This is a genomic window from Bacillus basilensis (genome assembly GCF_050630465.1).
GTDB classification, from domain to species: Bacteria; Bacillota; Bacilli; order Bacillales; family Bacillaceae_G; genus Bacillus_A; species Bacillus_A basilensis.
In genome coordinates this window covers 1-13,693 of the sequence record NZ_JBNTQO010000037.1, presented here as the reverse complement: position 1 = coordinate 13,693, position 13,693 = coordinate 1, and the positions used below count along the sequence as shown (strand labels likewise).

11 protein-coding genes and 5 pseudogenes are annotated in these 13,693 nt (G+C 33.7%); 14 read left to right on the top strand and 2 right to left on the bottom strand.

Annotation, left to right across the window (positions count from 1 at the left end; all coding sequences use genetic code 11):
• The first annotated feature begins 852 nt into the window (after positions 1-852).
• From ACQVV1_RS29360 to ACQVV1_RS29350, 3 genes and pseudogenes are all read left to right on the top strand, one after another.
• Positions 853-1,869: pseudogene (locus ACQVV1_RS29360) on the top strand (hypothetical protein).
• A 132-nt stretch (positions 1,870-2,001) separates the two neighbouring features.
• Positions 2,002-2,190, top strand: coding sequence for a DUF4177 domain-containing protein (locus ACQVV1_RS29355; RefSeq protein ID WP_252209160.1), 189 nt, complete (start codon positions 2,002-2,004; stop codon positions 2,188-2,190).
• A 540-nt stretch (positions 2,191-2,730) separates the two neighbouring features.
• Positions 2,731-3,459, top strand: coding sequence for a GNAT family N-acetyltransferase (locus ACQVV1_RS29350; RefSeq protein ID WP_252209159.1), 729 nt, complete (start codon positions 2,731-2,733; stop codon positions 3,457-3,459).
• 300 nt (positions 3,460-3,759) lie between these two features.
• Here the strand turns inward: ACQVV1_RS29350 and ACQVV1_RS29345 are convergent, their stop codons facing one another.
• A complete protein-coding gene (locus ACQVV1_RS29345) occupies positions 3,760-4,920 on the bottom strand; it encodes a serine hydrolase domain-containing protein (RefSeq protein WP_242256729.1) in 1,161 nt (386 codons plus the stop codon).
• Positions 4,921-5,671: 751 nt separating this feature from the next.
• On the opposite strand from ACQVV1_RS29345, the gene ACQVV1_RS29340 reads away from it, so the two are divergent.
• From ACQVV1_RS29340 to arsC, 7 genes are all read left to right on the top strand, one after another.
• Positions 5,672-5,872 carry a helix-turn-helix transcriptional regulator gene (locus ACQVV1_RS29340; protein ID WP_050845654.1) on the top strand — a complete coding sequence of 67 codons (201 nt, stop codon included), beginning with the start codon at positions 5,672-5,674 and terminating at the stop codon, positions 5,870-5,872.
• Positions 5,873-5,877: 5 nt separating this feature from the next.
• On the top strand, positions 5,878-6,171 hold the full coding sequence (locus ACQVV1_RS29335; RefSeq protein ID WP_242256731.1) for a hypothetical protein: 294 nt from the start codon (positions 5,878-5,880) through the stop codon (positions 6,169-6,171).
• 540 nt (positions 6,172-6,711) lie between these two features.
• Positions 6,712-7,221, top strand: coding sequence for a DinB family protein (locus ACQVV1_RS29330; protein ID WP_431169908.1), 510 nt, complete (start codon positions 6,712-6,714; stop codon positions 7,219-7,221).
• A 508-nt stretch (positions 7,222-7,729) separates the two neighbouring features.
• Positions 7,730-8,035: an arsenical resistance operon transcriptional regulator ArsR gene (arsR, locus tag ACQVV1_RS29325; protein ID WP_000046018.1), complete on the top strand. Its 306-nt coding sequence runs from the start codon at positions 7,730-7,732 to the stop codon at positions 8,033-8,035.
• A gap of 60 nt (positions 8,036-8,095) precedes the next feature.
• Entirely contained in the window at positions 8,096-8,533 is a 438-nt protein-coding gene (locus ACQVV1_RS29320) for an ArsI/CadI family heavy metal resistance metalloenzyme (RefSeq protein ID WP_431169907.1), read from the top strand.
• 18 nt (positions 8,534-8,551) lie between these two features.
• Positions 8,552-9,592: an ACR3 family arsenite efflux transporter gene (gene arsB, locus ACQVV1_RS29315; protein ID WP_431169906.1), complete on the top strand. Its 1,041-nt coding sequence runs from the start codon at positions 8,552-8,554 to the stop codon at positions 9,590-9,592.
• A gap of 25 nt (positions 9,593-9,617) precedes the next feature.
• A complete protein-coding gene (arsC, locus tag ACQVV1_RS29310) occupies positions 9,618-10,022 on the top strand; it encodes an arsenate reductase (thioredoxin) (protein WP_242256737.1) in 405 nt (134 codons plus the stop codon).
• A 223-nt stretch (positions 10,023-10,245) separates the two neighbouring features.
• Here arsC and ACQVV1_RS29305 read toward each other — a convergent pair.
• Positions 10,246-10,715: pseudogene (locus ACQVV1_RS29305) on the bottom strand (hypothetical protein).
• A 148-nt stretch (positions 10,716-10,863) separates the two neighbouring features.
• Here ACQVV1_RS29305 and ACQVV1_RS29300 point away from each other — a divergent pair.
• The 4 genes and pseudogenes from ACQVV1_RS29300 (at position 10,864) to ACQVV1_RS29285 (ending at position 13,364) form a co-directional block, all read left to right on the top strand.
• Positions 10,864-11,847 (top strand): phosphotransferase, encoded by a 984-nt coding sequence (locus ACQVV1_RS29300; RefSeq protein ID WP_242256738.1) that lies wholly within the window; start codon positions 10,864-10,866, stop codon positions 11,845-11,847.
• A gap of 54 nt (positions 11,848-11,901) precedes the next feature.
• Positions 11,902-11,982 (top strand): annotated as a pseudogene (locus ACQVV1_RS29295) (DJ-1/PfpI family protein); the annotation flags it as partial.
• Positions 11,970-12,287 (top strand): annotated as a pseudogene (locus ACQVV1_RS29290) (insertion element protein); the annotation flags it as partial. The pseudogenes ACQVV1_RS29295 and ACQVV1_RS29290, both read left to right, overlap by 13 nt.
• A 227-nt stretch (positions 12,288-12,514) precedes the next feature.
• Positions 12,515-13,364 (top strand): annotated as a pseudogene (locus tag ACQVV1_RS29285) (hypothetical protein).
• Positions 13,365-13,693 lie beyond the last annotated feature (329 nt).

The window sequence follows — 13,693 nt, the reverse complement described above, 5'->3', positions numbered from 1 at the left end:
CATTAACATAAGAAAATAGTAACGTGCTTTTAACTTCAAAAATAGTCTAAATCCTTAAGTTGATGGATGTGGGGTACCGCCACATGCCCATCAAGCTAAGATTTTAAGACACCCCCATAACGAGAACTTTACCTTTTCACAATTATTTCTGAGAATTCGGTTCATTTTTTCCGTTTTGGGGAAGAATCAATTTCTTAAGTTGATAGCGATGTGGTGCTACCCAAAATTAGACTAATATAAGTATTGAGTCAATGTATTCATCTCAAAGCGTAAAAAAAGACACAATAGAAAGTGTCTTTTTTTACGTTGACATGCTATGAAAGAAAATGTAGTGATTAATCATAGTTTGCTGGATTCTTCTTGGTTAATATTAGTATAACATTATCATCAATGATTTTAAATTAAATTGTTCATATATAAAAATATAATATTATGTTTATAGCTATGTTTTTTCTTCTTATATATGGTGCATAACTCGAGATAGTATAATATCTTTCCATAGATCCTCCCTCATTGATTTAGAAGGAACATCTATACTAGGAAACGAAAAAACAAAAAAGGAATATTTTAATAATAGAACCAGATTTTATAGTAAAATAGATACCATGGTATGAATGTACGTTTTAGATATGATCCCAATGAACCATAGGCTTATAGAATTGAGAAAGACCTAAAAAAAATAAGTTATATATTTTAAGACGGTAATACTTTAAGCAGTATAGTCGGAAAGTTCAGGAACTTAGATGATTTAAGATTCAAACTATATAAAAGTTAAAGTATACGACTAAGGAAAAGAAGGTTTTGTAGTGTGCTGCACATTCAAGGATTAATTCTTACGTAGGGAGTGCTTATATGAAAAGTTTGAAGCATGTAATATTGCTAGTATTATATTTCTTATGTCTAAGTGGTTGTAATCAAGAAAATGGAGTTGAGATACAAGAATATATAAAAGAAAAACACGGTATTGATGTAGTTGTAACAGATTGGAGCTCGATAAATGAAAATAATGGTGGTAATACCTACCATACTGTGCAAGAAAAAAATAACAAATATCTAAAATTCCGAGTAAAGGTACAAGGTCTCTTCTATTCAAATCCAGTAGGTGATGAATACCAATACGGAAAAAAAACATTTGAGGAATATAAGAAATTCAAACCAACTCTAGAAGAAATAAAAAAATTAGGCTACGTGGAATCTGAAACGGAAAATCCTCTTCAATATATATTAGATAATAAAGATCCAGATGAAGGAAAACCAACTAATGAATTATTATTAACTTTGCAAATGAGTAATGAGATTGACTTTAGCCAATTGAATTCAGTAGAATTAGATCGTTTATATGCTCTATTTCAAATCATTCAGAAGAATAATAAAAAGATAACAGAACTTGAAATTAAGGATCATACTGGCCAATCTTTAGGTGAACCTTTTAAAAATGTGCAAGAAAGGATAACAAAAGAAGAACTGTTACGAACAATGAAATTTACGATGTAAGATGCCATAAATAAATATTGGGAAAACTGGATTAGAACACACACCAAAGTAGAAGAAAGATTACATGAAATGCAAAACGATCGATTTGCAATTAAAAGTATTACTTATTCAAGTTCAGATGAAGAGGATAGTCGAAAATATTTAGTGACTTTAGTTATTAATACCACCAATAATATATTTGAAAACAATCCCCTTTTAATTGAGGATTTAATCAAAGTAACCACAATCCTTAAAGAAGAACTATATAATAAAAACTTTAACATCTATTTAACCAATAAGACAGGAACAATAAATGAAAATTGGTTATCGTCAAAAGAAATCAAAGAAGCAAATAACATCGAAGATCTTGTAAAAGAAAGAAATCCTGCGAATTAAATTTAAAGTCCTTTTCATTGCTACCGATAATGATGCGTTATGTTAACTGCATATGTATAGAGCATACAGTCAAAAAAGTACAATACATCGCTTCTTCTAAATGGTACAATTAGGGAAAAGGGGTGGAAGAATATGTATGATTACAAATTTGTGAAAGTCGAAATTGATGGATGGAAAGGGCAACCCAAAGAAGATTATAAGCGTATTATTATAGAACATGCTGAGGATGGTTGGGAATTTGTTCAAGTCCTTACTCTAACACTCGCAGGATATACGACTTCTTTGGAGATTATCTTCAAACGAACCAAAGAATTTCTTTAAAAAACGAAAGAGGTTTGCCTTAAATAACATACAAAAAGAACTGAAATATTTTGGGATCTAATTGTTCTCGATTTAACTTATAAGACAAATAAGCTAATATTAATCAACTTCCATATGGACAGCTTATTGTATTTTTTTGCTTAGCGTGTTTTTCTTCAAAAATGCTGGCGGTACCCAGATATTACTTAACATGGTAAAATAATATTTGGATGGGAGTCCAATACATATTATTAAAATTAAAGTGGTTCAAGTCGGAGGAAGGCTCCTTAGGGGGTCTTATCTTTTTTATAAATGGTGGTATATTATACAAATAATTTTATAAAATCTGTATATACAGAAATATAATAATTAAATGCGTATTTTCGAAATTATTATTTCAAAAGAAGAAGCTGTTGATTAACAGAAATTTATTTATGGTTAGTTCAGCAACCGGGCCATTTAATGGAGTAGGACTTCATAAAAAAACGGATTAAAATACGCGAAATATTCAGAGTTTTTATGGTATTCTTAAACAGAATGCAATTATGGGAGGTAAGAAGTATGTCTTTATTTTCACAAACGATAACTGACTTTTGGTGGGGGCAATTCTTGAAGGGAGACGTCTTCTATAGTGATGAAGTTTTTACTGTCACCATCAATCCTAATTTGAGCACAGACAGACGTGTCATGGTGCTAGAAACTTCCGACGGCAGGGTTTTGGCGGTCCTGACGCCTGCTATGGCAGATAAAATAGGCCTGTATCAACTAAAAGATCTATCTGAGAGAACCTTTCTCCAAAAATTGAATCGAGAGGGAATCATTCTGCATGGAGCAGATTATCTTTTTTATTTTTCAGAAACTGATAAGAACGTATTGCTACAAGAGAAACTGGAGAGTGGATTACGCCAATTAACAGAGAAAGCTGATACTGTTTTCTCCGAGTTCCAGTCCTCTGCCTCAGAACAAGACTTGGATAATGCTTATGTGGAATTAGATCACTGGGCGGTGTTCGGCTCTTTTGAGCAAGATCGCCTGGTCAGCGCCGCAAGCATGTATCCATGGGGGAATGCACAAATTGCGGATCTCGGTGTATTGACTCTGGCTCCTTTTAGAGGAAAAGGGCACGCCCGCAAAGTGGTACGTTCAATCTGTAAGTACGCCTGTATTCAGGGATACGAACCCCAGTACCGATGTCAGCTTGATAACCAGGAATCTGTGTCTCTGGCTAAAGCTGCTGGTTTGACATTGTTTGGAAAGTGGAATGTGATATCTCCCGACTCCACTGATTAAGAGCTTCATTTAGGAGGAATATAAATATTTCTTTGTAGGGGTCACCATACATGTCCATCAACTTAAGAACTTTCTTTAACCCCAAGTTTAAAAATACGCCATCCTTTTCTATGATTCTACAGAAAGAATAGCGTATTTTTTTATTTTAGGGAGTATTTTGTTTTATTAGCTTAATAACATTGGCTTGCCTCCGTAATTCCAAAATCCCCAAAATTTTTTTTAGAATAAGTTTTTCGAACCAGAAATGTATATTTTTAACTATAAAAACTATGGGAAGATTTATCTGTTTTTCCTTTTTACCTACTTGCTAAATTCAGCAAGTAAAATATTTTTAAAAGGATCAGAACGACTAGTTTTATGGCCATTCAAATTGATGGCCAATGTATGCTTGCCTCCAAGTGTGCCTCCAGCAAAAGTAGAAAACCCTGGAGAGGCACCTGCGTGTCCCCATATCGAGACACCGTTTGGAAGTTTAGTTTCATAGATTCCAAGACCATATCTGCCGATTTCAGCAATTCCTGTAGGAACTGTAGTAAGCATTTGTTTTAGTTGCTGTTCCTTCAGTAATTTGCCACTGAGTAAGTAAGAGAAGAATTTGTTTAAATCGTCAGCAGTAGAAATCATATCTCCATCCGAGCTACCTGGGTAAGAATAAGTAACGTCTTTTAGCTCACTTTCTCCGTCATATCTTTCATATCCACGGGCATGATTGGTACCTGGAATAACAGTTGAATTACCAGGTAGGAATGTATTCGACAATTCGAGCGGCTCAACAATCCGATTTTCAACCTCTTCCGCATAGCTGTTTCCAGTTACTTTTTCAATAAGGATACCCAGTATTACGTATCCTGTGTTTGAATAAGACCAGCCCTTACCTGGAGCAAAGTCTGGTGGAAGAGAAATTCCCATCTTTACTAATTCTTCAGCCGTATACAATTTTTTTGTATCCATAATATCATAGTCTTTTGACTTTAAGTATTCAGCAATCCCACTTGTATGATTCAATATCTGCCGAATCGTAATCTGGTTAGCATCATATCCGTTTCCTTGAATGACGCCAGGCAACCATTTTTCGATGGAGTCATCTAGATTCAAGCGGTTCTCTTCAGCCAATTGAAGTAGAACTGTTGCAATGAATGTCTTCGTCGTACTGCCAATGCGAAAGCGAAAATCTGTTTTCATCGGCTTCTTGGTTCTCAGATCCGCTATCCCGGCGGCATAGCTCCAATTTTTACCACCCTTAGAAATTTGAGCGAGTATTCCAGGGTATCCAAGTTGGAGTGAATCCCGCATTGCTTTCTTAACGGAAGTACGATCGCTTTGATTACTTGTTTGTAACGAACTAGATACATTTTGCGTGGGTTCTGCTTTTACAATTGAGGCTGGTGTTATGTATAACAGGGAACTTCCAGCTATTAAAAGTGATAGACTTGCACATGTAATTTTACTGCATGTTTTCATAAAGCATCCTCTCCTTTATTTAAATTGTAAAGTTAGTTGCTTGCTGTTTCGTATTAATCACACAGCTATCATCTCCAACAATGACAAAAAAGTCAGAGTTAAATTCGTAATCATATTCATAATTATTATTTTTACAAAGGCTATTCTGTCTTAACAAACGGTAAATCCCTTTTCTTCCACATGTATGTTAACCCCAGAAATTACTTCTTTTCCTTGAAACACTCTTGTTACTGGTTTGTTTTTCATATATAAGTCATATCTGTTCCGCCTTTCACACCTCCTTATATTTTTATCCTACACAATGAAAATCTCTTTTTTCTTACCTATTCCTTACAAATTACTTACGTTCAAAATAGCTTCTATAATAGGATAGAAGGAGCATCTGTACCCGAAAGTTCAAAGTATTTTCCAATAAATATATTTATCAAAAAGAAAAACAGGGGTTTTTCACTTCTATGTTTCTTTTTTTCGTTTTGGGGAACAATTAATTCTTAAGTTGATAGCGATGGGGTACCGCCAACAAGAAGCGAATTTTGCACGCTAAGCAAAAAAATAATAAGCTGTCCACATGGACAGCTTATTTACATAATTCTCGATATAGGAAGTAAATGTGGCACCTTTGTTCAAGTATCTATCTCTTTAAAATAAAGGGCTATTTTTTGTACGTGTTTTTAATTACAAAAAAAAAATTGTTAAAAATACTTTACGAATTGTAAGAAATAAATTACAATCATTTCAAGAGGTGGTACTATTGTTACATAATAAAATTGTAGTTTGTCGAGCAGAAAGAGGTTGGTCTCAAGAGGAACTGGCAAAAAGAGTGGGTGTTAGTCGTCAAACTATCGCTACTCTTGAAAAAAATAAATATAATCCCTCTTTAATTCTTGCTTTTAAAATTGCAAATGTATTTGGAAAGTCAATAACTGACGTATTTGATTATCAGGAGGAGTGAGACATATGTTGTGGTTAAAATCTTTATCTTTAGTTTTAATATTCATCAGTCAGATGTATGTAATAAAATTTCAATCAAGCGATGAAGCAAAAGATGAAAGAGGGAGAGAAATTCAATATAAAACAAATAATATGTTGTACAACATATTATATTTAGGTATCATTGCCATTATTATTTTTCAATTAATAGATATTGTTCCTTTAGAATTTATACCTGATTTATTGTTATATTTTGTACTTTTATTAAGTGTGTTAGGTAGTATTTTGATATTTATCAATAGAAACAAGGGAAATTACTAATATAAGTTAGGTTTTTTATTAGACGATTGAACAAAGAATCATGTATATCATATACATGATTGGTTAACATAAAGTCTCATTATCGGTAGCAAGTTTTTCATATAATCCTTGTTTTTACTAAATTTTTTGTCTCTATGTCTATCTATCTCTTATACAAGATTTTATACATCATTGATATAGCGGGGATTCTAGGGATCTTCGCTATTCTTTTTTGCATAAAACCTTGTATAAAAAAGTAGTTAGACTAGTGTGTTTTACTCCGGTTCATTTCAAAATATAATTGAAAATTCATCTTTAAATTAAAAAAGAAGGTGTTACCTTTATATATTAATATCTTCGAAGTATTGTATAACAGATAATTTTTATGCATTATTGATTAGCATTGCTTATTGTGCTAACGAATCAGAATAGTGTGGCGACCGATCAACTAAATAGTTGTTTATCCTCAATTATTAGAAGGGAAGTTCTATCATTTCGCGAATTTATTAGACATAGACGAGTGCTATAATTTTCTATATCTACATAAAGAGGTGACTACGCATGAATCAAAGACCGTCAGAAGAAGAATACGCCGGGGGTTCCGGCGAGTATATCCGTTTGGTGCCGGACGGTAACATCATCGACATTCTGCTCGCCCAGGAAAAGCAAATGACCGAGCTCCTGGCATCGTTGACCGAAAGCCAGGCCGCATATCGGTATGCGGAAGGAAAATGGACGCTGAAAGAATTCGTGGGCCACATTGCAGACGCGGAACGCGTCATGACCTACCGCCTGCTCCGGTTCGCAAGAGGGGACCAGACGCCTCTGACTGGTTTCGATCAGGAATTGTTCATGCCTCCTTTCGGAAGCTGGACAACCGCGCAATTGGCCGAAGACTACCGGGCCGTACGGCAATCAACGATCACATTGCTGCGCGGGCTACCGGCGGAGGCGTGGACCCGCAAGGGCACAGCCAACAACCTAAGCATTACGGTGCGCGCCCTCGCGTACGGCATCGCAGGACACGAACTTCATCACATGGGGGTCATCCGAAATCGGTACTTGAGTTAATCATCAGCTGAGGCCTTTGGAATGGAACTAACACCTCTCATGAAATCTTAGATACCGTTCTTATTGGGGTCCTGCCTCACAACCATCAACTTAAGGATTTAGACTATTTTTGAAATTAAAAGCACGTTACTATTCTCTTCTGTTAATGAGAAAGGGTGACGTGCTTTTTATGCATATGCAAAAAACAAGAGTTATATCGATTTTTCTCATTTGGGGGTATTTGTTTTCTTAGCTTAATGGTGATGGGGCACTACTCTATAATGGTCAAATTAAAATTTAAAACAGTTATAGAGACTCCATACCTCGGAAATATTGTAACTATTAAGTTGTAAAAAGAACCGTAGTTTTTCACTTTTGAAAAAGCTATGGTCTTTTTAATTGTAGCAAAGATATGATGCGAGGGAGGTTTTGTAAATCAAAAAAACTTGATTAATTAGTTGTATAAAGAACTAAACAGCGTATATACTATAAATATCAAAAAAAGTTGATGAAGGGAGAGTGAACTACAATGGCACAAGATTTTCAGCTCTATGAGAAAAAGTTTAAAGCGTTGGCGGATCAAAAGCGTTTAGAGATTATGTATGAACTTTGTCAGCGAGGCCAGACGTGTGTATGTGATTTAACAGAAGTTTTTGAAATGACGCAATCTAAGTTGTCATATCATTTAAAGATTTTATTAGACGCAGGTCTAATTGTAAAAGAAACAAAGGGTACGTGGAGTTATTATGATTTAAATGATGCGGAAGTTAATAATTTATTATCAGAAGAATTATGCTGTATCTTTAGAAAAACAGGAAAAGGTAGTTGTTGTTAAAATTTTGCACTATTAATCAAAAAAAATTGATTAATAACATGTAAAGAGGAGGAATAAGGTATGAGATATGTTCACGTTGGTATAAATGTTACGAATTTAGAGAAGTCTATTGAATTTTACGAAAAGGTATTTGGTGTGTCTCCAGTTAAAGTGAAAACGGATTATGCTAAATTTTTATTAGAGACGCCAGGGCTTAATTTTACGCTGAACGTACGAGATGAAGTGAAAGGAAATCAGGTAAATCATTTTGGTTTTCAAGTAGAGACAGTTGAAGAAATCACATTACATAAAGAACGATTAGAAAAAGAAGGTTTCTTTGCGCGTGATGAGATGGATACGACTTGTTGCTATGCGGTTCAAGATAAGTTTTGGGTAACGGATCCGGATGGGAATGAGTGGGAGTTCTTTTATAGAAAAGCAGATAGTGATGTTCATAAAATAGAAGATCCATCTTGTTGCACGACTTCTAACGTAGTGGAAAAAAATTCTTGTTGTTAATAGGAGATGGAAAATAAAATGAAACGTTTATCTTTTCTAGACCGATATTTAACACTATGGATTTTTCTAGCGATGGCTGTTGGGATTGGTTTAGGGTTTGTGTTTCCTAGTGTAGTAGACAGACTGAATACATTGCAAGTTGGAACGACGTCTATTCCACTTGCTGTTGGTTTAATTGTAATGATGTATCCGCCGTTAGCGAGGGTTCGCTACGAGGAAATGGGTCGGGTATTTAAAGATGTAAAAGTGTTAGTTCTATCTTTAGTACAAAACTGGATTATTGGACCTGTACTTATGTTTGTTTTAGCAATTATTTTCCTTCCTGATAAGCCAGAATACATGGTAGGGCTCATTATGATTGGTTTAGCACGTTGTATTGCAATGGTAATTGTTTGGAACGACCTTGCTGATGGGGATAAAGAGTATGCAGCTGGTTTAGTTGCTTTTAATTCGGTATTTCAAATGTTATTCTTCTCAGTTTATGCATACGTGTTTGTAACGGTAATCCCAGAATGGTTAGGAATTGAAGGAGCTATCGTTAGTATTACAATGGTAGAAGTAGCGAAATCAGTATTTATCTATTTGGGAATTCCTTTTATAGCAGGTATGTTGACACGCTTTGTACTAGTTAAGTTAAAAGGAAGACAGTGGTATGAAAAGGTATTTATACCTAAGATTAGTCCACTTACATTACTTGCATTAATATTTACAATCATCGTTATGTTCTCTTTAAAAGGGGAAATGATTGTTAGTGTGCCATTAGATGTAGTAAGAATAGCAATTCCGTTATTCATTTATTTTATTGTGATGTTTTTTGTTTCTTTCTTTATGGGAAGAAAAATTGGTGCAAACTATCCGGTGACGACAACGTTAGCATTTACAGCAGGTAGTAATAACTTTGAGTTAGCAATTGCTGTAGCGGTTGGTGTGTTTGGTATTCATTCGGGCGCAGCATTCGCAGCTGTTATCGGACCGTTAGTTGAAGTCCCTGTAATGATTGCACTTGTAAACGTCGCTTTTTGGTTTAAGCGTAAATATTTTAATGATCAACCAGTATAATTTAAAAACAAAGGTGGAAAACAACATGGAAAACAAAAAGACAATTTATTTCTTATGTACAGGAAATTCATGCCGAAGCCAAATGGCAGAAGCCTGGGGAAAGAAATATTTAGGAGATAAGTGGAATGTTTATTCTGCAGGTATTGAAGCACACGGAGTAAATCCAAATGCTATGAAAGCAATGAATGAAGTAAATATCGACATAACGAATCAAACATCAGATATAATTGATGCAAACATTTTAAATAGTGCTGATTTAGTTGTTACGCTTTGTAGTCATGCAGATTCTGTTTGTCCTTCGACACCTTCGCACGTAAATCGTGTTCACTGGGGATTTGATGATCCAGCAGGAAAAGAGTGGTCCGAATTTCAACGTGTTCGTGATGAAATTGGTGAACGTATAAAGCGATTTTCTGAAACAGGGGAGTAAATAAAGGAAAGAGTCAATCTTCTATTGTGTTGGAGATTGGCTCTTTTTTTACTACACATATTCACTATTGGGGATTAGTTGAAAAAGAATAGATAATATTTTGTAAAATGACAAAGTTAAGATAAGAAATTTTGAAGAATGGTGAGGCGTTACTGATAACAAATACTAAATCAGTCAGTTTAGAAAAAATGATTGTTTAATCTATTCAAAAGAAAAATAAAAGTTATTTTTTGAAAAGCTGAATGATTTTTTGAGAATTATTCTCACGTAAATCATACCCTTCGCCGTGCGTTTCATCACTTGCCTTTGCTATTACGATGTCATCGTCAGATTCTATCCAAACAAAGAATTCTTGAATAGAATTATCTTGTTAAGTAACCTTCATTTTTGAATGTATATAGTTTTTGGCATCTTGATCTAGAAGTAGTGTTTTTTCTCTGCGCTTTCCATACTTGTGAAAATTGTTTTCATATTTTCTTTATTTATGATTTTGTAAACATCTTTTGAATTTACGTGACTAATCTCAAGTTTTTTCACTTCTTTTTGTTCAAACATAATTTGTTTGGATACATTTTCTTTTATTGTTGTGGATACTTCTGTATTGGAAGCTTTCGTTTCAGTTGAATGACCTGTACATCCAACTAATCCAGCGACACATAATACTCCAATTACCCCAAACTTTAAGTTCTTCAATTATAGGCCCCCCCATCTACTATTTTCTATAATTCTATTTCATATTTGTAATATCCTAGGTATGCTTAATTAAGTGAAATAAATTTTGTTATGGGAAGCACAATGAATTACATGTACCCTAGTTTTTTGTATGGAAGGAGAGAACGGGGTGAAACACATAATAAGAAATGTAGTAATGAATTATTTTAAAGAAATTCATACATTAGCAGTGGAAGAAGAATTACATAAGAACAGTTGGCATACAGATTTACACTATAAAATCATCGTAAATGGAAAGCGGTATTCCGCAAGATTTATAAATAGTAAGCGAACAATCAATCCAGCTTTTGGGGCGTTATTAAATGAACAACTGATAGAGCAAGTACAGTATACGTATTATTTACGCAAGCATGGGATTCCATTTATGCAGATTAACAAGAATAGGACGGGAGAGTCATTTACATTTGTCACTTGGAATGATGAACAATACCGATTTGTATTGTCTAATTGGATTGAAGGAGAACATATTACATATTGTACAGAAGCTATAGCAAAAGCCTTCGGAAAGGAAGCAAGAAAGATTCAGGATATTTCTAATGCATTTCAAAGCTCGATTTTTCAAAAGAAATCTCATTTGGATGGGTATGCCCAGTTTATTCATATGCTAGAAAGTAAGGCAAGCGCCTGCAAAGAATTACGAGAGTATATAAATCTAGCTAAATATCATATAGAGTGCGCATATACGAGTGAATTAGAATTTATCGTACAAACAGATTTAAATCCGTTGAATGTTTTATGGGACTCAAGTGAACAGGTAAAAGGAATTGTAGATTTTGAATCGATTGGATATGTTGATCGTATTGAAGGACTAGCCTTTTTACTAAAGTGGTATTCTCGAACAGAAGGAATACAATCACATGAAGTCAGTTCAAGTGTTGCTAGTGCATTTTTAGAAGGGTATAAGGCTCATAATATTGTAACATCAAATGATTATAAAAGACTTCCATCATTATTATGGTTATCCGGTAGTTTGAATTGGAATTTTGTGAAGAAAACGCTAAGTGTAATAAGTGATGAGAGGGAATTGGAAGAACATTTGGAAGTTTATAGAGTGAGGGGAGAAAGACTATCTTCATTATTAATTTGTACATAACATGTATGCTCCTAATTTGGGGTTTAAAAAGAAACCATATGAGGTGTTCTAAAAATGAAAATACAAATTGTATTGTTTGATGGCTTCGGAGAGCTCGTCTCCTTTGCACCGTTTGGGGTACTCAAAAGAGCGATATTGCCAATTTAATACTTGAAGTAAACAACAATGCAGTAAATGCTTTTATTCAAAACATCCGCAGAAGATTGTCTATTTTAGAAAGACCTTTAATGACAGCTTGTGGAGATAGTAAAAGTTATATCTATTCTAATTTTAATGCAAAATACGCACAAATGGCTCTAACGATACTTCGAACTCATTATAACTTTTGTATGCCATTTACCACAAAGGAAGGGAAAAAGAAAACAGTAAAAACACCAGCACAACGATTGGGGATTACTGACAAAGTGTTTGACTTAAAAGATATAATTTACTTTACATAGTTCACTCAAATAATGGTGGACTATATTTTTTTAAAAGATAAATGGAAAATTTATGTTAAAATAATGATAGAGATTTTGAAAAAATGTTCTTAAACTAACGGTCAGGATACTTTAAGAAGAATTTTTCAAAGGAAATGGTGGATATCATATTTTGAAGGGGTGATTGTAGTAAAGTAAGTGATTTTTTTAATCTTGGTTAAATACTTTGAAGGAAGGGATTTATAACTATGAATACAAAACTAATAATAGTAGAAGGTTTACCTGGATTTGGAAAATCAACCACTGCAAAGCTAATAAATGAAATTCTAAGCCAAAATAAAATTGAAGTTGAACTATTTTTAGAGGGAAATTTGAACCACCCAGCCGACTATGATGGTGTATCTTGTTTTAATAAATTTGAATTCAATAGATTATTATCTAACAGTGGAGATTTTAAAGAAGTGCTTCTTAAAAGAGTTCTAAAAAAAGGAAGCAATTATTTATTACCATACAGTAAGATGAAAAATGAGTTTGGTGATCAGTTTTCAGAAGAATTATTTAACGCTATTTTTGAAAATGATATATATGAATTACCATTCGATAAAAATGTTGAATTAATTGCTGACAAATGGAATGACTTTGCTGAAATTGCTCTAGAAGACAATAAGGTTTATATCTTTGAATGTTGTTTCATACAAAATCCATTAACTATTGGGATGATTAAATATGGTGAACAAAAAGAAAAAATAATAAATTATGTAATGAAAGTTGCAAAAATCATAGAGAATTTAAATCCAATGTTATTGTATGTAGAACAAGATAATCTTGAATTTTCATTTAGGAAGGCATTAAAAGAAAGAACTCCAGAATGGTCCACAGGAATTGTCGACTATTACACTAATCAAGGCTATGGGAAAGAACATAACCATTCAGGTGTAGAAGGAGCGATAAAAGTTCTTGAAGCTAGAAGGAATTTAGAGTTAGAAATATTCGATATGTTAAAAATGAAAAAAAGAAAAAATCAATAATACAAAATATGAAATTGACTCATATAGGTCAATGTTAAAAGATAAGTTAACAATACAAATGGTGAAATAGCTTTTTACACTAACTGGTGCAATTCTTTAAAAAGGCACCGCTGTTTTTGATGCGTAAAGTAACATATTGCGAAATATTGTACTTACGCTAACGGGTACTTTAGTTGAAGAAGGACATAAAAACGCTCAGAATATTTTCTGAGCGTTTTAGTTTGCTATTTATAATGCGAAACGGGGTGCGAAATGCATACAAATTATTGTGTTATTTCTAATGGTTATTAGCATTTTTCTCTCCCTAAACTGAACCCGTTACTCATACTGGAGTGACCCCTGTCAAGTAGACAGTATTTAAAAAGCGCAACTAAGCAACCTGAGTTCTATATTTATATG

Coding starts and splice junctions, on each gene's coding strand:
- ACQVV1_RS29350 (WP_252209159.1), top strand. CDS start 2,731: ATGTCTTTATTTTCACAAACGATAACTGACTTTTGGTGGGGGCAATTC.
- arsC (WP_242256737.1), top strand. CDS start 9,618: ATGGAAAACAAAAAGACAATTTATTTCTTATGTACAGGAAATTCATGC.
- arsB (WP_431169906.1), top strand. CDS start 8,552: ATGAAACGTTTATCTTTTCTAGACCGATATTTAACACTATGGATTTTT.
- ACQVV1_RS29355 (WP_252209160.1), top strand. CDS start 2,002: ATGTATGATTACAAATTTGTGAAAGTCGAAATTGATGGATGGAAAGGG.
- ACQVV1_RS29320 (WP_431169907.1), top strand. CDS start 8,096: ATGAGATATGTTCACGTTGGTATAAATGTTACGAATTTAGAGAAGTCT.
- ACQVV1_RS29345 (WP_242256729.1), bottom strand. CDS start 4,920: ATGAAAACATGCAGTAAAATTACATGTGCAAGTCTATCACTTTTAATA.
- ACQVV1_RS29330 (WP_431169908.1), top strand. CDS start 6,712: ATGAATCAAAGACCGTCAGAAGAAGAATACGCCGGGGGTTCCGGCGAG.
- arsR (WP_000046018.1), top strand. CDS start 7,730: ATGGCACAAGATTTTCAGCTCTATGAGAAAAAGTTTAAAGCGTTGGCG.
- ACQVV1_RS29335 (WP_242256731.1), top strand. CDS start 5,878: ATGTTGTGGTTAAAATCTTTATCTTTAGTTTTAATATTCATCAGTCAG.